Origin of the sequence: Streptosporangium sp. NPDC087985, assembly GCF_044741965.1 — a bacterium.
GTDB lineage: Bacteria > Actinomycetota > Actinomycetes > Streptosporangiales > Streptosporangiaceae > Streptosporangium.
Genome location: NZ_JBIUTQ010000001.1, coordinates 929366 through 946767 on the forward strand (window position 1 = coordinate 929366; position 17402 = coordinate 946767).

At 71.1% G+C, this 17402-nt stretch carries 18 protein-coding genes; 11 read left to right on the forward strand and 7 right to left on the reverse strand.

Annotation, left to right across the window (positions count from 1 at the left end; genetic code table 11):
• Nucleotides 1-7: 7 nt before the first annotated feature.
• The 3 genes from ACIN94_RS04505 to ACIN94_RS04515 form a co-directional block, all read right to left on the reverse strand.
• Entirely contained in the window at nucleotides 8-1660 is a 1653-nt protein-coding gene (locus ACIN94_RS04505; RefSeq protein WP_400699561.1) for a fumarate hydratase, read from the reverse strand.
• 154 nt (nucleotides 1661-1814) lie between these two features.
• Nucleotides 1815-2009, reverse strand: a complete 195-nt coding sequence (locus tag ACIN94_RS04510) for a hypothetical protein (protein ID WP_400699564.1) — start codon at nucleotides 2007-2009, stop codon at nucleotides 1815-1817.
• 23 nt (nucleotides 2010-2032) lie between these two features.
• Complete coding sequence (locus ACIN94_RS04515; RefSeq protein WP_400699567.1) at nucleotides 2033-3055, reverse strand: DMT family transporter; 1023 nt, start codon at nucleotides 3053-3055, stop codon at nucleotides 2033-2035.
• Between the two features lie 67 nt (nucleotides 3056-3122).
• Between ACIN94_RS04515 and ACIN94_RS04520 the strand changes: the two genes are divergently transcribed.
• From ACIN94_RS04520 to ACIN94_RS04550, 7 genes are all read left to right on the forward strand, one after another.
• The gene (locus tag ACIN94_RS04520) at nucleotides 3123-4565 is read left to right on the forward strand and encodes a PLP-dependent aminotransferase family protein (RefSeq protein WP_400699570.1); all 1443 of its coding nucleotides are present in this window, start codon (nucleotides 3123-3125) and stop codon (nucleotides 4563-4565) included.
• A 124-nt stretch (nucleotides 4566-4689) separates the two neighbouring features.
• Entirely contained in the window at nucleotides 4690-5667 is a 978-nt protein-coding gene (locus ACIN94_RS04525; protein WP_400699573.1) for a Gfo/Idh/MocA family oxidoreductase, read from the forward strand.
• On the forward strand, nucleotides 5664-6563 hold the full coding sequence (locus ACIN94_RS04530; RefSeq protein ID WP_400699575.1) for a TIM barrel protein: 900 nt from the start codon (nucleotides 5664-5666) through the stop codon (nucleotides 6561-6563). The genes ACIN94_RS04525 and ACIN94_RS04530 overlap by 4 nt, the downstream gene beginning before the upstream one ends.
• Before the next feature lie 30 nt (nucleotides 6564-6593).
• On the forward strand, nucleotides 6594-7652 hold the full coding sequence (iolC, locus tag ACIN94_RS04535) for a 5-dehydro-2-deoxygluconokinase (RefSeq protein WP_400699578.1): 1059 nt from the start codon (nucleotides 6594-6596) through the stop codon (nucleotides 7650-7652).
• Complete coding sequence (iolB, locus tag ACIN94_RS04540) at nucleotides 7649-8470, forward strand: 5-deoxy-glucuronate isomerase (protein WP_400699581.1); 822 nt, start codon at nucleotides 7649-7651, stop codon at nucleotides 8468-8470. The genes iolC and iolB overlap by 4 nt, the downstream gene beginning before the upstream one ends.
• A gap of 105 nt (nucleotides 8471-8575) precedes the next feature.
• Complete coding sequence (gene iolD / locus ACIN94_RS04545) at nucleotides 8576-10417, forward strand: 3D-(3,5/4)-trihydroxycyclohexane-1,2-dione acylhydrolase (decyclizing) (protein WP_400699584.1); 1842 nt, start codon at nucleotides 8576-8578, stop codon at nucleotides 10415-10417.
• A gap of 101 nt (nucleotides 10418-10518) precedes the next feature.
• On the forward strand, nucleotides 10519-11121 hold the full coding sequence (locus tag ACIN94_RS04550) for a DUF1707 domain-containing protein (RefSeq protein ID WP_400699587.1): 603 nt from the start codon (nucleotides 10519-10521) through the stop codon (nucleotides 11119-11121).
• 30 nt (nucleotides 11122-11151) lie between these two features.
• Here ACIN94_RS04550 and glpX read toward each other — a convergent pair whose 3' ends face one another.
• Nucleotides 11152-12186, reverse strand: a complete 1035-nt coding sequence (gene glpX / locus ACIN94_RS04555) for a class II fructose-bisphosphatase (RefSeq protein ID WP_400699589.1) — start codon at nucleotides 12184-12186, stop codon at nucleotides 11152-11154.
• Nucleotides 12187-12268: 82 nt separating this feature from the next.
• On the opposite strand from glpX, the gene ACIN94_RS04560 reads away from it, so the two are divergent.
• Both ACIN94_RS04560 and ACIN94_RS04565 read left to right on the forward strand, forming a co-directional pair.
• On the forward strand, nucleotides 12269-12901 hold the full coding sequence (locus ACIN94_RS04560; RefSeq protein WP_400699591.1) for a TetR/AcrR family transcriptional regulator: 633 nt from the start codon (nucleotides 12269-12271) through the stop codon (nucleotides 12899-12901).
• Nucleotides 12902-12912: 11 nt separating this feature from the next.
• Nucleotides 12913-13446, forward strand: a complete 534-nt coding sequence (locus tag ACIN94_RS04565; protein ID WP_400699594.1) for a DUF4245 domain-containing protein — start codon at nucleotides 12913-12915, stop codon at nucleotides 13444-13446.
• Here ACIN94_RS04565 and ACIN94_RS04570 read toward each other — a convergent pair.
• Nucleotides 13443-13673 (reverse strand): exodeoxyribonuclease VII small subunit, encoded by a 231-nt coding sequence (locus ACIN94_RS04570; protein WP_400699597.1) that lies wholly within the window; start codon nucleotides 13671-13673, stop codon nucleotides 13443-13445. The two genes, ACIN94_RS04565 and ACIN94_RS04570, sit on opposite strands and share 4 nt — an antisense overlap.
• A gap of 67 nt (nucleotides 13674-13740) precedes the next feature.
• Here ACIN94_RS04570 and ACIN94_RS04575 point away from each other — a divergent pair, with 67 nt between their 5' ends.
• On the forward strand, nucleotides 13741-14217 hold the full coding sequence (locus tag ACIN94_RS04575; protein WP_400699600.1) for a GNAT family N-acetyltransferase: 477 nt from the start codon (nucleotides 13741-13743) through the stop codon (nucleotides 14215-14217).
• Here ACIN94_RS04575 and xseA read toward each other — a convergent pair.
• Together xseA and ACIN94_RS04585 are read right to left on the reverse strand one after the other, a co-directional pair.
• Complete coding sequence (xseA, locus tag ACIN94_RS04580) at nucleotides 14195-15403, reverse strand: exodeoxyribonuclease VII large subunit (RefSeq protein WP_400699603.1); 1209 nt, start codon at nucleotides 15401-15403, stop codon at nucleotides 14195-14197. The genes ACIN94_RS04575 and xseA overlap by 23 nt on opposite strands.
• A gap of 26 nt (nucleotides 15404-15429) precedes the next feature.
• Nucleotides 15430-16251 carry a hypothetical protein gene (locus tag ACIN94_RS04585; RefSeq protein ID WP_400699606.1) on the reverse strand — a complete coding sequence of 274 codons (822 nt, stop codon included), beginning with the start codon at nucleotides 16249-16251 and terminating at the stop codon, nucleotides 15430-15432.
• Between the two features lie 109 nt (nucleotides 16252-16360).
• On the opposite strand from ACIN94_RS04585, the gene ACIN94_RS04590 reads away from it, so the two are divergent.
• Nucleotides 16361-17329: a 4-hydroxy-3-methylbut-2-enyl diphosphate reductase gene (locus tag ACIN94_RS04590; protein ID WP_400699609.1), complete on the forward strand. Its 969-nt coding sequence runs from the start codon at nucleotides 16361-16363 to the stop codon at nucleotides 17327-17329.
• Nucleotides 17330-17402: the final 73 nt, after the last annotated feature.

The window sequence follows — 17402 nt, forward strand, 5'->3', positions numbered from 1 at the left end:
CGGCGGGTCATCGGCGCCCGATGGAGAGGACCGGACCGGCCGGATCAACGAAGAAGTCCTCGCCCTTGTCGTCCACCACGATGAACGCGGGGAAGTCCTCGACCTCGATCTTCCAGACGGCCTCCATCCCGAGTTCGGGATACTCCAGGACCTCGACCTTCTTGATGCAGTCCTGGGCGAGGCGGGCGGCGGGGCCACCGATGGAGCCGAGGTAGAAGCCGCCGTGGGTCGCGCAGGCGTCGGTGACCTGCTTGGAGCGGTTGCCCTTGGCGAGCATGACCATGGATCCGCCCGCGGCCTGGAAGCGCTCGACGTAGGAGTCCATGCGGCCGGCGGTGGTGGGCCCGAAGGAGCCGGAGGCGTAGCCTTCGGGGGTCTTGGCGGGGCCGGCGTAGTAGACCGCGTGGTCCTTGAGGTACTGCGGCATCTCGCCGCCGGCGTCGAGGAGCTCACCGATCTTGGCGTGGGCGATGTCACGGGCGACGACCAGGGGACCGGTCAGGGACAGCCGGGTCCGCACCGGATACTTGGTGAGTTCGGCGAGGATCTCCCGCATCGGACGGTTGAGGTCGATGTCCACGACGGTGTCCGACAGGTGCTCGTCGGTGGTCTCGGGGAGGAACCTCGCCGGGTCGGTCTCCAGCTGCTCCAGGAAGATCCCCTCAGAGGTGATCTTGGCCAGGGCCTGGCGGTCGGCGCTGCAGGAGACCGCGATGGCGACCGGGCAGGAGGCGCCGTGGCGGGGGAGGCGGATGACGCGGACGTCGTGGCAGAAGTACTTGCCGCCGAACTGCGCGCCGATGCCGAGCTTCTGGGTGAGCTCGAAGACCTTGGCCTCCAGGTCGGTGTCGCGGAAACCGTGACCGCTGGGGGATCCCTCGGTGGGGATGGTGTCCAGGTAGCGGGCGCTGGCGTACTTGGCCGTTTTGAGGGCGAACTCGGCGGAGGTGCCGCCGACGACGACGGCCAGGTGGTACGGCGGGCACGCGGCGGTGCCGAGGGAACGGATCTTCTCCTCCAGGAACTGGAGCATCCGCTTCTCGTTGAGGACCGCCTTGGTCTCCTGGTAGAGGAACGACTTGTTGGCGCTGCCGCCGCCCTTGGCCATGAACAGCATCTTGTACTCGTCCGCGTGGCCGCCGGGGTCCTCGGCGTAGAGCTCGATCTGCGCGGGGAGGTTGGAGCCGGTGTTCCGCTCCTCCCACATGGTGATCGGGGCCATCTGGGAGTAGCGCAGGTTGAGCTTGGTGTAGGCGTCGTAGACGCCGCGCGAGATGTGCTCGGCGTCGGCGCCGTCGGTGAGGACGTGGCGACCGCGCTTGCCCATCACGATGGCGGTGCCGGTGTCCTGGCACATGGGGAGCACCCCGCCGGCCGAGATCGAGGCGTTCTTCAGCAGGTCGAGGGCGACGAAGCGGTCGTTCCCGCTGGACTCGGGGTCGTCAATGATCTTGCGGAGCTGGGCGAGGTGAGACGACCGGAGATAGTGGGAGATGTCGTGAATCGCCGTCTCGGTCAGCAGCCGGAGCGCCTCGGGGTCGACCTCCAGGAACCTGCGGCCCGCAGCCTCGACCACGCGCACCCCCTCGGCGCTGATCAGACGGTATCGCGTCTCATCCGGTCCCATGGGGAGCAGGTCGGTGTAGTCGAACTCGGGCATCGTCTTCGATCCTCCGTGCGGGGAGCCTTCGGTCCCTAGAGGGTACGGCCTCCCGATCGCGCGAGGTCGCCGAGGTCCGGAGGGGGAGGCGTCTCGCCTCGTATCGCGGACGGCAGGGTGGTATGAGATGAAAAATAATTATTTGGGAGAAGCATTAGCCGCCCATGGCGTCCCCTCTTCCCATGTGCCCGAAGACACAGAGGAAGCTGGAAAGAGACAGGGCCGCGTATCCGGTGGAGCCGGAGGGCATCATGGACATCGGTAACACCATTATGAGCAGCAACATCGTCATGCTTGCGATCGTGGGGATTATCATCATCGCCGGCCTCACCGTGTCGTTGATCGTCATCACGCTAAGGAACATCAGGGAGATCAACGGGCAGCCTCCCGAGTGGCCGGTGAGCTGGCCGGAGCCCCCGGCGCACCAGCACCCGCAGCAGCTCGACGTTTCGCCGCAGGACGACGCCCCGGAGAAAATCGACGTCCCCCAGCAGCGTGCGAGCCTGCCGCAGGCGGAGGCGGACCGGCGCCGCTGAGGCCGATCGCGATCCCGGCCACGACCAGGACGGCCCCGAGCAGGTCGGGCACGGACGGCGTGCCCAGGCCCAGGACCACCCCGGTGGTGATGGCGCCGACCGGGATCAGCCCGGCGAACAGCCCCGCCGTCCCGGCGCCGATCCGGGGCAGCGCGTCGTACCAGAGGAAGAAAGCCACGGCGGTCACGATCATCGCCTGGTAGCCGAGGCCCAGGGCCTCGGGGAGGGTCGGCACGCGCAGCATCGCGGTGCCGTCGAGGAGCAGGCCGGCGACGGTCAGCAGCGGCACGGCCAGTGCGGCCGAGTAGGCCGAGACGCGGACCGCCCCCAGCCTGGGCAGCAGCGGGATGGCCAGCAGCGAGAAGCAGAGTTCGCAGAACAGCGCGCCCAGCGACCACATCAGCCCCGGCAGGTCACCGCTGCCCAGCCCGGTGGCCAGCGTCGCACCGGTCACCACCACCGTCGCCGCCCCGAGGACGCGTGGCGAGGGACGGCCGCCGAGCAGGGCCAGCGCCAGGGGAACGGTGCCGAGCACGGTGCCGACCAGGGCGGGACCGCCGTGCCGGGTGGCCTCGATCACGCAGATGTTGAAGATCACCAATCCGAACAGCGACAGCGCGGCCAGCAGCGCGCTCTCGCGGGGCGTGAGCCGTACGGAACGCAGGCCCGCGACCCGGGTGACGGTGAGCAGGACGGCGGCACCGAGCAGGTAGCGGAGGGCCTGGCCGCCATAGACCGGGTAGCTCTGGATCATGCCGGACACCCCGGCCAGGGTGCCCACCAGGAACATGGCCCCCGCAGCCTGGACCAGGCCGCGGGTGCGTGTCCGAGGGGCGGCAGTGCTGACATCCGCGCTCATGTCGGCAATGCTAGGAAGGCAATGGCTCCCCTCACGGGTCCAATGAAGCGCTGAAAAAGAGGACCAATTGGCCGACCTGCATCTGACCGTCGACCGGGGGGCGGGGGGGATCGCCGGGCAGATCGCCCGTGAGCTGCGGGAGGCCGTACGACAGGGCAGGCTGGTGGCGGGCGAGCGGCTGCCCGCGAGCCGGGAGCTGGCCAGGGACCTCGGGCTGTCGCGCGGCGTGGTCGTGGAGGCCTACGAACAACTCGTCGCGGAGGGCTTCCTTGTCGCGCGGGTCGGCGCCGGCACCAGCGTGGCGCCGGCGGCGGGCAGGCCGGTGGCGGCCACTCGCGATCCCCTGCCGCCCGCCCGTGAGCCCTACTACGGGCACCGCCCCACCTCTCCCGACCTGGGCGCCTTCCCTCGCGAGCGGTGGCTCGCCTCGATCAGGGACGTACTCGCCACCCTGCCCGCAGACGGACTGGACTACGGCGACCCCGGTGGCGTCCCGGACCTGCGCGAGGAACTGGCCGCCTACCTGAGAAGGGTCCGCGCGGCGGATGTCAGCCCCGGCAACCTGGTGATCGTGGGCGGGGTGGCGCAGGGACTGAGCCTGACGGTCCGGGCGCTCGCAGGGCAACTCCCCGAGGGCGGGGCCGGCCACGACCTGAACCGGTCCGTCGACCGGATCGCGTATCCGGCGCCGTCCTCCGGCCGGGTCCGGCTGGCCGTCGAGGATCCGGGCAGCCTGCGCCAGCTCCCGCTGCTCCGCGCGGCGGGGGCCGACCTGGTCGCGGTCCCGGTGGACGGGGAGGGCGTCGACGTCGCGGCCCTGGCCATGTCCGGGGTGCGGGCCGTACTGCTCACCCCCGCCCACCAGTACCCCACAGGAGTGGTGCTCTCCCCCCGACGCCGCGCCGAGCTGATCGAGTGGGCCACCGCGACCGGTGCGATGATCCTTGAGGACGACTACGACGCGGAGTTCCGGTTCGACCGCGATCCGGTGGGCTGTCTGCAGGGGCTCGCCCCCGACCGGGTGGTTCTGGCGGGGAGCGTGAGCAAGTCCCTGGCCCCGGGACTCCGGCTGGGCTGGGTGGTGGCTCCGCCCGGGATCGCCGAGTCGGTACGGCTGGCCCGCGGCGAACTGGACCTGGGATCGCCGGTCCTGGAGCAGTACGTGCTGGCGCACCTCATCGGGACCGGCGGTTACGACCGGCATCTGAGGAGGATGCGCCGGGAGTACCGCGCCCGGCGCGACGCCTTGGTACGGGCGCTGGCCGAGCACCTCCCCGAGGTCACGGTGCACGGTGTCTCCGCTGGACTGCACCTGTTCGCCGAGCTGCCCGGTGGCTGGGACGAACGGTCGGAGGCCGCGACGGCCCAGGCCTGCGGCCTCGCCGCCGACCCGGTGGGCCCGATGCGCAGCTCCCCGGGGCCGCCCGCCCTGGTCATGGGCTTCGCCCGACTCCCCGTCCACCGCGCGGACCAGGCCATCCGTGCCTTCGCGGCGCACCCACGCGGTTGACGGCGACGACGCGCGTCTCGGACCGATAGATCATCTATATGTTCTGACAAATCATGACTACTTTCGATTCTTCCGCTTAGTTCTGTTAGAACTGAAGGTCAGCCGCTATCTCCTCGGAGGTGTCATGCGTGTTGGTCTGCTGGGGCTCGGCCGGATCGGGGCGTTCCACGCCGCGACGCTGGCGGCGCACTCCTGGGTCGACGAGCTGGTGGTGGCCGACGCGGACGGAGCGCGGGCGGCCGAGGTCGCCGCCGGACTGGGCGCCAGGGTGGGGGACGCCTTCGACACCGACGCCGTGGTCATCGCCACCCCCACGGCCACCCACGCCGAGCTCCTGATGCGCGCCTGTGCCCAGGGGGTGCCGGTGTTCTGCGAGAAGCCGGTCGCGACGGGCGTGGAGGACACGCTCCGGGTGCTCAAGGCGGCCAGGCAGAGCGGGACGGTCGTGCAGATCGGATTCCAGCGCCGCTTCGACCCTGGCTATGTGCAGGCCAGGAACGCTCTGCGCGGCGGCGACCTGGGCACGCTGCACCGGGTACACATGATCACCGCCGATCCCCGGCCAGCCGCTCCCGGCTACATCCCGACGTCCGGCGGCATCTACCGCGACTGCCACATCCACGACTTCGACATCCTGCGCTGGGTCACCGGCCGCGAGGCCGACACCGTCTACGCGACCGGCTCCAACCGGGGCGAGGCGATCTTCGCCGAGGTCGGCGACGTCGACAACAGCGCCGCGCTGCTGACGCTGGACGACGGCACGCTGGTCACCCTGCAGGGCTCCCGCTACAACGGCGCCGGGTACGACGTGCGGATGGAACTGGCCGGCACCCGCAGGACCCAGGCGGTCGGCCTCGATCCGCGCACGCCGCTGACCAGCGCCGAGGGACTGCAGCCGCCGGGCGAGCCGTGGCCGGACTTCGCCAGCAGGTTCGAGGCCGCCTACGTCGCCGAGCTCGGCGCGTTCCTCGGCGCCGCACGCGGAGAGACGGAGAGCCCCTGCACCGTCGAGGACGCGCTGGCCGCGCTCTACCTCGCGGAGGCCGCCGAACTCTCCCGACACGAAGGACGTCCTGTACACATGACGGAGGTGGTCCGTTGAAGACGGCTGGTGCACCGATCTCCTGGGGTGTCTGCGAGGCCCCTGACTGGGGCCTGCAGCTCGACCGCGAGCAGGTTCTCGCAGAGATGCGGGAGCTGGGCCTCACGGCCACCGAGCTGGGGCCTCAGGGGTTCCTGCCGCCTTCGCCGTCACGCTGCCGCTCCCTGCTCGCCGCGTACGGCCTGCGCGCGGTCGGCGGGTTCGTCCCCGTGGTGCTGCACGACCCTCACCACGACCCGCTCCCGGAGGTGCGGGCCGCGATGCGCGCCTTCAGGGACGGCGGCATCGAGGTGATCGTGCTGGCCGCCGCCACCGGCGGCGAGAGCTACGACGCCAGACCCGCCCTGGAGGCGCGAGGCTGGAAGACCCTGACGGCCAACCTGGCCCGGATCCTCAGGAACGCCGGGGAGTTCGACATCACGGTCACCCTGCACCCGCATGTGGGGACCGTGGTGGAGGGCCCCGGCGAAGTGGAGCGGGTGCTCGACGGCAGCGCGGTCCCGCTCTGCCTGGACACCGGCCACCTGCTCATCGGCGGCACGGACCCCGGCGAGCTGGTCGCCCGTGTCGCGGAGCGGATCGCGCACGTCCACCTCAAGGACGTCGACGCCGGGCTCGCCGAGCTGGTCGGGGCGGGTGAGCTGTCCTACACCCAGGCGGTCGGGAAGGGGCTCTACCGCCCGCTCGGCCACGGTGACGTGGACGTCTCCGGCATCGTCACGGGCCTGACCGCCGCCGGATACGACGGGTGGTACGTCCTGGAACAGGACGTCGTCCTGGGCTCCATGAGCGACGCCGACCCCAAGGAGAACGTCCGCACGAGCCTGGCGTATCTGAGGGGGCTCGCCGGTGCGCCCCCTCCGGAGAGGCCTGCCGGAGAGCCTCCCCACGGCTGAGGCCCGGGGGCTCCACACTGGAGGTGCGCGATGATCGAGGTCCTGACCATGGGACGGGTCGGGGTGGACATCTACCCGCTGCAGGTGGGGCTGTCCCTGCGGGAGGTGGAGACCTTCGGCAAGTATCTGGGCGGCAGCCCGACCAACGTGGCCGTGGCCGCCGCCCGCCTGGGCCGCTCCAGCGGGGTGATCACCCGCACCGGGGCCGACCCGTTCGGCCTGTTCGTCCACGACGCGCTGCGCGAGTACGGGGTCGACGACCGCTACGTCACCGCGGTGCCGGGTCTGCCCACCCCGGTGACGTTCTGCGAGATCCGGCCCCCGGAGGACTTCCCGCTCTACTTCTATCGCTATCCCAAGGCCCCTGACCTGGAGATCCTCCCCGACGAGCTCGACCTTCCCGTCATCGCCGCGACCCGGCTGTTCTGGGCGACCGTCACCGGCCTGTCCCAGGAACCGTCCAGGAGCGCGCACTTCGCCGCCTGGCGGGTGCGGGGGCGCAGGCCGTACACGGTGCTGGACCTCGACTACCGTCCGATGTTCTGGTCGAGCATGACGGCGGCCCGTGCCCAGGTGCGCAGGGCGCTCGGCCAGGTCACCGCGGCGGTCGGCAACCTCGACGAGGTCGAGGTCGCCACCGGCACGCGCAGGCCGTACGAGGCGGCCAAGGCGCTGCTGGAGGCCGGCGTCGAGCTGGCGGTCGTCAAACAGGGCGGCGGCGGGGTCCTCGGCATGACCTCGGACGAGACGGCGGAGGTGCCGCCGGTGCCGATCGAGGTGGTCAACGGGCTCGGCGCGGGGGACGCCTTCGGCGGGGCGCTCTGCCACGGGCTGCTCGAAGGCTGGCCGCTCGCGGACACGCTGCGCTTCGCCAACGCCGCGGGCGCGATCGTCGCGGGACGGCTGGCCTGCGCGCCCGCGATGCCCACCCTCGACGAGGTGGGAGCCGTGCTCGGCGCGGAGCAGCCGACGTGGCAACGCCGTCGACACCGCCGCGGCGATGCTGGAGGCTACATGAGCGAGCGACCGTGCGGACACGGTGCCGGAACATCACGTCCCGGCGGCCCGCGAGAGGAGGAGAGGTCATGACCTTCATTCCCGCCGGCAGCACGGCGCTGGCCCCCTGGGCGCTACTGATCACCCCGGAGTCGGCCGGGTGGGCCTACGCCGGGCTCCGGCTGCTCTGCCTGTCCGGCGAGAGCGTGGAGTTCACCACGGGCGACGAGGAGATGCTGGTCCTGCCCTTGTCGGGATCCTGTGTGGTCGAGTGCGAGGGAGTACGGCTCACGCTCCACGGCCGGGCCTCGGTCTTCCAGGCGGTCAGCGACTTCGCCTACCTGCCCGTCGGCGCGACCGCCCGGATCACCGGCACCGGCCGTTTCGCGTTCCCCGCGGCCCGGGCGAGCAGGAGCTTCCCCGTCCGGTACGGCCCGGCGCGCGAGGTCCCGGTCGAGATACGCGGCGCCGGCCAGGCCAGCCGCCAGGTGAACAACTTCTGCGCCCCGGACGCCTTCGACTGCGACAAGCTCATCGCGGTCGAGGTGCTGACCCCCGGCGGCAACTGGTCGTCCTACCCGCCGCACAAGCACGACACCGCCTCCGGGTACGAGGCCGTGCTGGAGGAGATCTACTACTTCGAGGGCGGCCCCGGCTACCAGCGGGTCTACGGCACGCACGACACGCTGGCCGAGGTGGCGGGGGGCGACGCGGTGCTCGTCCCGCACGGCTACCACGGCCCGTCGATGGCGGCCCCCGGCTACGACCTCTACTACCTCAACGTGCTGGCGGGGCCCTCCCCGAAGCGGTCCATGGCCTTCAGTGACGACCCCCGGCACGCCTGGGTCCGCTCCTCCTGGGCGGAGCAGGTGGTCGACCTCCGCCTCCCCATGACGGAGGCGCCACGTTGACATCCTCCCCGGGGCCGGAGCCCGAGATCTCCTCGGTGGAAGGATTCCCATGAGACTCACGGTGGTAGGAGCCGGAGCCCGAGCTCTCCACGCTGGAGGATTTCGATGAGACTCACGGTGGCACAGGCGCTCGTGCGGTTCCTCGGGAACCAGTGGTCGGAGCGCGACGGTGTCGAGCGGCGGCTGGTGGCCGGCTGTTCCGGCATCTTCGGCCACGGCAACGTGGCGGGCATCGGACAGGCGCTGGCAGAGCAGGGAGCCGGGACGGCCGACGTCCTGCCGTACTATCCGGCCCGCAACGAGCAGGCCATGGTGCACACCGCGGTCGGTTACGCCCGGACGCGCAACCGCCTGTCCACCTTCGCCTGCACCACCTCGGTCGGCCCGGGCGCCACCAATCTCGTCACCGGTGCGGCGCTGGCCACGATCAACCGGATCCCGGTGCTGCTGCTACCCGGCGACGTCTTCGCCACCCGGGTCGCCAGCCCGGTGCTGCAGGAGCTGGAGGACCCCCGCTCCTACGACGTGACCGTCAACGACACCCTGCGGCCGGTATCGCGGTTCTTCGACCGGATCAACCGGCCCGAGCAGCTCCCCTCGGCACTGCTGGCCGCCATGCGGGTGCTGACCGACCCGGCCGAGACGGGCGCGGTCACCCTGGCGCTGCCCCAGGACGTACAGGCGGAGGCGTACGACTGGCCGGAGGAGCTGTTCCGCAGGCGCGTGTGGCACGTGGCCCGCCCGGTGCCCGAACCGGCCGCGCTGGCCCGGGCGCTGGAGCTGCTGCGACGGTCGCGGCGCCCCCTGGTCGTGGCCGGGGGCGGGGTGATCTACAGCGAGGCGTCGGAGCAGTTGGCGGCCTTCGCCACCCGGCACGGCGTACCGGTGGCCGAGACCCAGGCGGGTAAGGGGGCAGTGCCGTACGATCATCCCTGTTCGGTCGGCGCGGTCGGGCACACCGGGACCGCCGCCGCCAACGCCCTGGCGCGCGACGCCGACCTGGTCATCGGCGTCGGCACCCGCTACACCGACTTCACCACCGCCTCCCGGACCCTGTTCGGCTCAGCCGCCTTCCTGAACGTGAACGTGGCGGCCTTCGACGCGGCCAAGCACTCCGGCGAGACGCTCGTCGCCGACGCCCGCGAGGCGCTGCGGGCCCTGGATCCCGGTGACTGGACAGCCGACCCCGGCTGGACCACCGGGGCCGCGGAGCTGACCCACGACTGGCAGGAGCAGGTCTCCCTGCTCACCACTGGGGACGCGCTGACCCAGCCGGTGGTGCTCGGCATGCTCAACGAGGTGGCCCGGCCGGCGGACGTGGTGGTCAACGCGGCAGGGTCGATGCCCGGCGACCTGCACCGGCTGTGGCGGGCCGGCGGCCCCGGGACCTACCACGTGGAGTACGGCTACTCCTGCATGGGCTACGAGATCGCCGGAGGGCTCGGTGTGAAACTGGCCGCGCCGGAACGCGAGGTCTTCGTGCTGGTCGGCGACGGGTCCTACCTGATGATGGCCCAGGAGATCGTCACCGCCGTGCAGGAGGGCGTCAAGCTCGTCGTGGTCCTGGTCGACAACCACGGCTTCGCCTCCATCGGCGGCCTGTCGGAGTCGGTCGGGGGCCGCCGCCTGGGGACCGCTTCCCGGATGCGCGGCGCCACGGGCGAGCTGGACGGCGCGTTCCTGCCGGTGGACCTGGCCGCCAACGCGGCCAGCCTGGGCGCCGACGTGCTCCGCGCCGATGGTCCCGAGTCCCTGAGGGTGGCTCTGACCAACGCCCGCGAGTCCGCCCGGACCACCGTCGTCCACGTCGAGACCGTCCCCGGTCCGGGACCGGACACCACCGCCTGGTGGGACGTCCCGGTGGCCGAGGTGTCGGACCTGCCGGAGGCACGGCGGGCCCGGCTCGTCTACGAGCGCGCCAAGCGGGCCCAGCGCCCCTACCTCTGATCCGCGAGCCCCGCTCCAACTGGACGCTCCACACGGCGTGGCGCCATCTCCGGCGGTCAATGGCCTGCCGCCGGAGTCCCTCCGGGGATTATGGTCAAAGGGTGGACAGCTTCCAGACTCCGGCCATGCGTAATGGTGCGGGCGAGCCGCGCCCCGGCGATCTGCGGGCGGGAAACGCCGACCGGGAACGGGTGGCCACCGTGCTGGGCGACGCGCTCGCCGACGGCCGGCTGAACCATGAGGAACACGAGGAACGGGTCGCGGCGCTGTACCACGCCCGCACGCTGGGCGAACTCGCCGCGCTCACCGCCGACCTGCTCCCGCCCGAGGCTCAGCCACTGCGGACCGACGTCCGCCCGGTCATGGCCTTCTTCGGCTCGGACGAGCGTTCGGGCCGCTGGGTGGTGCCCACCCGCTTCTCCGCCACCGCGATCTGCGCCAACGTCACGCTCGACATGCGCGAGGCGCTGCTCCAGTCCGGCCACGTGACCCTCCAGGTCACCGTGGTGGCCGCGACCCTCACCCTGATCGTCCCGGAAGGCGTCCGGATCGAGATGCCCGCCTCCAGCTTCATGTCGGGCAAGAAGAACCAGGTGCCCCCCTCGCCCGACGGTCCGGTCATCGAGATCACCGGAACAGTCGCCCTGGGCACCATCCTCGCCAAGCCGCCCAAACGCCCCCGCCGCCCGTGGTTCCGCCGCTGAGCGGCCCGGCCACCGGCACCCCCGGGCCGCTCAGCTCGCGCTGTCGAAGTTGATCGCGCTGTAGGCGCGCAGCTTCGCGAGCTGGTGCTCACTCTCGATCTTGCGGATCGTGCCGGAACGGCCGCGCATGACCAGGGAGCTGGTGACCGCGTAGCCGCCCCGGTAGCGGACCCCCTGTATGAGCTCGCCATCGGTGATCCCGGTGGCCGCGAAGAACACGTCGTCGGACCGGACCAGGTCGTCGGTGCTCAGCGTGGCGTCCAGGTCGAGGCCGGCGTCTAGAGCCCGGCGGCGCTCGGCGTCGTCCTGCGGCCACAGCCTGCCCTGAATGACCCCGCCCAGGCACTTGAGGGCGCAGGCCGCGATGATGCCCTCCGGGGTGCCGCCGATGCCGAGCATCAGGTCCACACCGGTGCCCACGCGGGCGGCCATGATCGCTCCGGCCACGTCGCCGTCGGTGATGAGCTTGATCCGCGCGCCGGCCTCCCGGACCTCGCTGATGATCTTGTCGTGGCGTGGCCGGTCGAGGATGACCACGGTCACGTCCGAGGGCTTGCCGCCCTTGGCGCGGGCCACGGCGGCGACGTTGTCGGCCACCGGCGCGTTGATGTCCACCGACGCGGCGGCCTCGGGTCCGGTGACCAGTTTGTCCATGTAGAAGACCGCGGACGGGTCGTACATCGAGCCGCGCTCGCTGACCGCGATGACCGAGATGCCGTTGGGCATGCCGAGTGCGGTGAGCCGGGTGCCGTCGATCGGGTCCACGGCCACGTCGCACGCGGCGCCGCTGCCGTCCCCGACCTGTTCGCCGTTGTAGAGCATCGGCGCGTTGTCCTTCTCACCTTCGCCGATCACCACCACGCCGCTCATCGACACCGTGTTGATCAACTGGCGCATCGCGTTCACCGCGGCGCCGTCTGCGCCGTTCTTGTCGCCGCGGCCCACCCAGCGGGCCGCCGCCATCGCGGCGGCCTCGGTCACCCTGACCAGTTCGAGCGCAAGGTTGCGATCAGGGGCGTGTGCGCCCGTGGCGAGTGCGGCGGGTACTGATGTCTGATCGGACATGACGAGGAGCCCCTCTCGTGGATTACTCCAACGATCGTAGTTGCCCCCCTTCTCACGGGTACCGGGGGATAATGTGCCCACCATGAGCAGCGACATGGATCGGCAGGTGAAAGGCGTGACTGCACGGACCTCCGAGCGGGGTGCCGCCACGCGCGTCGCACTCCTCAACGCGGCACGAGAGGTCTTCGTCACGAGCGGTTTCGCGGAGGCGGGGGTCACCGACGTGGTCTCCCGCGCAGGGGCGAGCGTGGGCAGCCTTTACCATCATTTCTCCGGCAAAGCCGATCTCTATCTGACGCTCTTCGACGAGTTCCAGACGCGGCAGACCCAGCGGACCAGGCAGGCGGTCCAGGAGGTCCGCGCCGGGGGCGAGACCGACCCGATGCGGCTGTTCGTCGCCGGCGCCCGCGCCTACCTGGAGGGCTGCCTCGCCGAGCGGGAGATCTCCGCGCTGTTCCTGTGCGGCGACGGACCGCCCGGGTTCGAGGTCATCATGCGCGACCGGCTGCGTCAGTGGGCCAAGCGCAACGCCGCCCTGTTCGAGGGCGACCAAGGCGCGCTGGTCGTGGTCCTCACCGGTGCGCTCGCCGCCGCCGTCTCCGAGATCGCCCTGTCCGAGGACGAGGCCGCCTCCCGCGACCTCGTCGAGGGCGTGCTGGCCATCATCGGGGAGATCCGGCGCCCTGAGGGAGGGAGCGCGCCCACGAACGGCTAGTGTCGACAGACGTGGAACGGTTCACTCAGGGTCTCTACGGCTATGCGATCGCGATGCTGGTCTGCCTCGCCGGTGTCGGCGTCTTTCTGCTGATCGCACCGCAGAGCAGGGAAGAGCACATCCCCCAGGTCGACTTCTCGATCGACGTGGCCAACATGCGCCACTCCGCGCCCTACCAGGTGTGGTCGCCCGACCCGGTGCCCGCCGGCTGGATTCCGACGAGTTCCCGGATGACCAGCGAGAAGGGCGTGGTGAGCTGGAGGCTCGGCTTCGCCACCGCCAAGCGCTCCCACGCGATGCTCGCCCAGAGCGACGAGAAGCCCGCGGCCGAGTTCGCCAACCGGATGGCCAACACCAGCGAGGTCGTCGGCAGCGTTCAGATCGGCGGTGTGACCTGGGAGCAACGCCTCCGCAAGGACAAGGACCAGCGCTCCCTCGTCCGGCTCCTGCCCGACGTCACCGTCGTCGTCACCGGCACCGCCCAGTGGGACGAGCTGTCGGCCCTGGCCGGATCCATCAAGCAGCAGACGGAAACGGCCCCCTAGAAGGGCGCGTCGCCGGAGGGGTCGGGCTGCCGGCGTTGCGCCATGGCGGCGGCGAGCTTCACCCGGGCGCCCTGGAGCCACTCCTCGCACAGCGACGCCAGCCTCTCGCCCCGTTCCCAGAGCTCGATCGACTGCTCCAGCGTGAGCCCGCCCGCCTCCAGGCGGCGGACCACCTCGGTCAGCTCCTCGCGTGCCTGCTCGTACGACGGTGTCTTCTCATCGGCCACACCCACCACCCTAGGGTGCGCCCGCTCCGTTGAAAGCTCCGGACCACAGGACTGGGACACTTCATGGATGAGTGTTCGCGACGCGACCCCCGAGGACATCCCCGAACTGGTCCGTCTACGTGAGATCCTGGCCGACCGGATGGCCCAGGACGGCAGCTTCCCTGTCGACGGCCACTGGCAGGAAGCCTATGCCGACAGCCTCCGGGAGCGGCTGGGCAGCGACGACACGGCCGTCTACGTGGTGGACGCCCCCGAGGACGGCCTGGCCGCCTGCGGGATCGGTCTCATCTTCGAGCGGTTCCCCGGCCCCAGCCTCCCCGACGGCCGCTACGGCTACATCCAGGGCATGACCACCGACCCCGGCCACCGGCGCCGGGGACACAGCCGGGCCATCATGTCCATGCTCATGCAGTGGTACCGCGACAGCGAGATCCGCAGGGTGGACCTGCACGCCACGTCGGACGCGGAACCGCTCTACCGCGAGTTCGGCTTCGTCACCGACGGCCACTTCTACCCCTCGCTCACGTGGCGGCATCCCTCCTGACCGTCACCCTGTCGTCGGGGAACCGGATCGTCAGCTCGTCCCCAGGGGCGATGTCGCCCGCCAGCCGTACGACCTCGCCCGAGGGGCGCTGCACGATCGCGTAGCCGCGCTCCAGGGTGGCGGCGGGGGACAGGGCGACCAGACGGGCCCGCAGGTGCCCCAGGGAGTCCTGGGCGCGGTCCAGGGAGGCGGTGAGGGAACGCCTCGCCCGTTCTCTGAGCTGCTCGGCCTGCTCGGCCCTGCGCTCGATCTCGCGGACCGGATCGGCAAGCGAGGGCCGGGACCGGGTCGCCGCCAGCCACGCCGTCTCCCGCTCCAGCCAGCCGGCGGCCACCCGGCGCCCCCGGTCGCGGAGCTGGCGCACGAGCGTGAGCTGCTCGCCGACGTCGGGCACGACCTTCCTGGCGGCGTCCGTGGGCGTGGACGCCCGCAGGTCGGCGACCAGGTCGAGCAGCGGGTTGTCCTGTTCGTGGCCGATCGCGCTGACCACCGGGGTCCGGCACGCGGCGACCGCCCGGACCAGTGACTCGTCGGAGAAGGGCAGCAGGTCCTCCATCGACCCGCCGCCCCGCGCGATCACGATGACGTCGACCTCGCCGTCCGCGTCGAACCTCCGCAGGGCCTCGATGACCTCTCCGACCGCGTACGGCCCCTGCACGGCCACGGGTTCGACCGTGAACCGCACCGCGGGCCAGCGGCGCCGCGCGTTCTCCAGCACGTCGCGCTCCGCGGCCGAGTCACGGCCGCAGATCAGCCCGATCGTGCCGGGCAGGAACGGCAGCCGTCGCTTGCGGTCGACTCCGAAGAGCCCCTCGGCGGCGAGCACCTGGCGCAGCCGCTCCAGCCGGGCCAGCAGCTCACCGACGCCGACCGGCCGCATCTCCAGCGCGGTGAAGGCGAAGGACCCCTTGTTCACCCAGAAGTCCGGCTTCAGGTGCATGACGACCCGGGCGCCGTCCACCGGCCGGGGGACGGTCGCCTCGTAGACGCCGCGGGGGCAGGTGACCCGGGCCGACACGTTGGCCACCGGGTCACGCAACGTCAGGAACACCGTGCCGCCGCGGGCGGTCAGCTCGGTGATCTGCCCCTCCACCCAGACGGTGCCGAGTTTGCCGATCCAGCCGCCGACCATCTGCAACACCGTGCGGACCGGGAGCGGCTGCTCCGGAGTGGTCTTCGAGGTCATGGTCGGGAGCCTACGCGCCGGTGCGGCTATTCCGCCGCCGCGGCCAGCTTGGCCAGCCGGTTCTCGTACATCCGCACGACCTCCGCACGGGCGGTGGTGGCCCGCTCGTAGTCGAGGAGCTCCTGGATCTGCTCGGCGGACTTACCGCGCATCCGGGCGCGCAGGGACGCGATCGTCAGCTGGCCGTAGCCGGGCATCGGCTCAACGGGCTCGCTGACCGGCTCGCTGACGGGCTCGCTGACGGTCTCGCTGACCGGCTGGGCGACCTCCGCCGGCGCGGCCTCACCTGTCTCCGGCTTGGCGGCCTCCACATCTGCGACCTCGGTCTTCTCGGCCGCGGGCGGGGAAGTCACGGCCTCGGCGGCTTCGGCAGGACCTGCGGCCTCGGCGGGCCCGGTGTCCTCGGGGGCGGCGGCCTCGGGGGCGGCCGTCCTGGGCTTGGCGGGGGCGAAGATGACCGGCTCCGGATGGGGCTTGGAGCCGTTGGACTCGGGCGCGACCTCCTTGGGGGAGGCGCTCTCCGGGCGCGGGGCGAAGATGACCGGCTCGCGGCGGGCCGGCTTCTCCCCGGCCTCCACGCTCCCCGCCGCCTTCTCGCTCTCCGCGGGCTCGGCCGGCTTGCCGGCGGTCTCCGGGCGGACCTCGTCGGGGTTCTCGTCCTGGCCGGTGAGGCGCTTGATCGAGTTCCGCACGCGGCCGCCGATCAGCAGAGCCTGACCGACCCCGCTCAGCGTGGACTGCAGCACGTAGAGCGGCAGTTCCTTTGCCTTCTCCTTGAACTCCTCGCGGCTGGAGAGCGCCTCTCGGACGTTTCTGGTGACGTTGCGGAAGATGTCCGGGACTGCCATGTCGTCTCCCTGGGAGATCTGTATTGGGCGTCTAGTCTGTTAAGACTGTGCCGTATGAGGTCATAGGACGTGTGGGCGGCCCAGCGGGCACTCCACGTAGCATAAGAACATGACTTCACAGACCCCCGCGACCCGACGCGTACTTGTGGCCAAGCCCCGTGGTTACTGCGCGGGGGTTGATCGAGCGGTCCAGGCTGTCGAGAAGGCCCTTGAGCAGTATGGTGCGCCGATCTACGTCCGCAAGCAGATCGTCCACAACACCCACGTGGTCAAGACGCTGGAGGAGCGCGGGGCGATCTTCGTCGAGGAGACCGAGGAGGTGCCCGAGGGCGCCATCGTGGTCTTCTCCGCCCACGGGGTCTCCCCGGCGGTCCACCAGGAAGCCGCCCGGCGCAGCCTCAAGACCATCGACGCCACCTGCCCGCTGGTGACCAAGGTGCACAACGAGGCCAGGCGCTTCGCGTCCCAGGACTACGACATCCTGCTCATCGGCCATGAGGGCCACGAGGAGGTCGAGGGCACCGCGGGTGAGGCCCCCGACCACATCCAGCTCGTCGACGGCCTCGACTCGGTCGGGACCGTCCAGGTGAAGGACCCCAGCCGGCTGGTGTGGCTGTCGCAGACCACGCTGTCGGTGGACGAGACGATCGAGACGGTCTCCCGGCTCAAGGAACGCTTCCCCAACCTCATCGACCCGCCGAGCGACGACATCTGCTACGCCACCCAGAACCGCCAGGTCGCGGTGAAGGAGATCGCCGCGGAGGCCCAGCTCGTCATCGTCGTCGGCTCGGAGAACTCCTCCAACTCCAAGCGCCTGGTCGAGGTCGCCCTCGACCACGGGGCCGAGGCCTCCTACCTGGTCGACGACGCCTCACATGTCAAGGACGAGTGGCTTGACGGCGTCACCACGGTTGGCGTGACGAGCGGCGCCTCGGTCCCCGAGGAGCTCGTCGTCGGTGTCCTGGCCCGCCTCGCCGCGCACGGGTTCAACGACGTCGAAGAGGTCGAGTCGGTCGGGGAGAGCGTCCGTTTCGCCCTCCCGCACGAGCTCCGCAAGGACCTGCGCGCCACCGTCTGACCCGATCCACCTGGCCGTACGGTGGCGGATGTCGCCGTACGGCCTCACCGCCGTCCGCGGAACGTTGGATCGG

Bases quoted from the DNA above. Each gene is read 5' to 3' on its own strand.
- xseA (WP_400699603.1), bottom strand. From the start codon at position 15,403: ATGACCTCGAAGACCACTCCGGAGCAGCCGCTCCCGGTCCGCACGGTG.
- ACIN94_RS04525 (WP_400699573.1), top strand. From the start codon at position 4,690: ATGCGTGTTGGTCTGCTGGGGCTCGGCCGGATCGGGGCGTTCCACGCC.
- ACIN94_RS04505 (WP_400699561.1), bottom strand. From the start codon at position 1,660: ATGCCCGAGTTCGACTACACCGACCTGCTCCCCATGGGACCGGATGAG.
- iolD (WP_400699584.1), top strand. From the start codon at position 8,576: ATGAGACTCACGGTGGCACAGGCGCTCGTGCGGTTCCTCGGGAACCAG.
- iolB (WP_400699581.1), top strand. From the start codon at position 7,649: ATGACCTTCATTCCCGCCGGCAGCACGGCGCTGGCCCCCTGGGCGCTA.
- ACIN94_RS04510 (WP_400699564.1), bottom strand. From the start codon at position 2,009: ATGACGATCAACGACACGGTGAGGCCGGCGATGATGATAATCCCCACG.
- ACIN94_RS04575 (WP_400699600.1), top strand. From the start codon at position 13,741: ATGAGTGTTCGCGACGCGACCCCCGAGGACATCCCCGAACTGGTCCGT.
- ACIN94_RS04585 (WP_400699606.1), bottom strand. From the start codon at position 16,251: ATGGCAGTCCCGGACATCTTCCGCAACGTCACCAGAAACGTCCGAGAG.
- ACIN94_RS04560 (WP_400699591.1), top strand. From the start codon at position 12,269: ATGAGCAGCGACATGGATCGGCAGGTGAAAGGCGTGACTGCACGGACC.
- ACIN94_RS04515 (WP_400699567.1), bottom strand. From the start codon at position 3,055: ATGAGCGCGGATGTCAGCACTGCCGCCCCTCGGACACGCACCCGCGGC.
- glpX (WP_400699589.1), bottom strand. From the start codon at position 12,186: ATGTCCGATCAGACATCAGTACCCGCCGCACTCGCCACGGGCGCACAC.
- ACIN94_RS04590 (WP_400699609.1), top strand. From the start codon at position 16,361: ATGACTTCACAGACCCCCGCGACCCGACGCGTACTTGTGGCCAAGCCC.
- iolC (WP_400699578.1), top strand. From the start codon at position 6,594: ATGATCGAGGTCCTGACCATGGGACGGGTCGGGGTGGACATCTACCCG.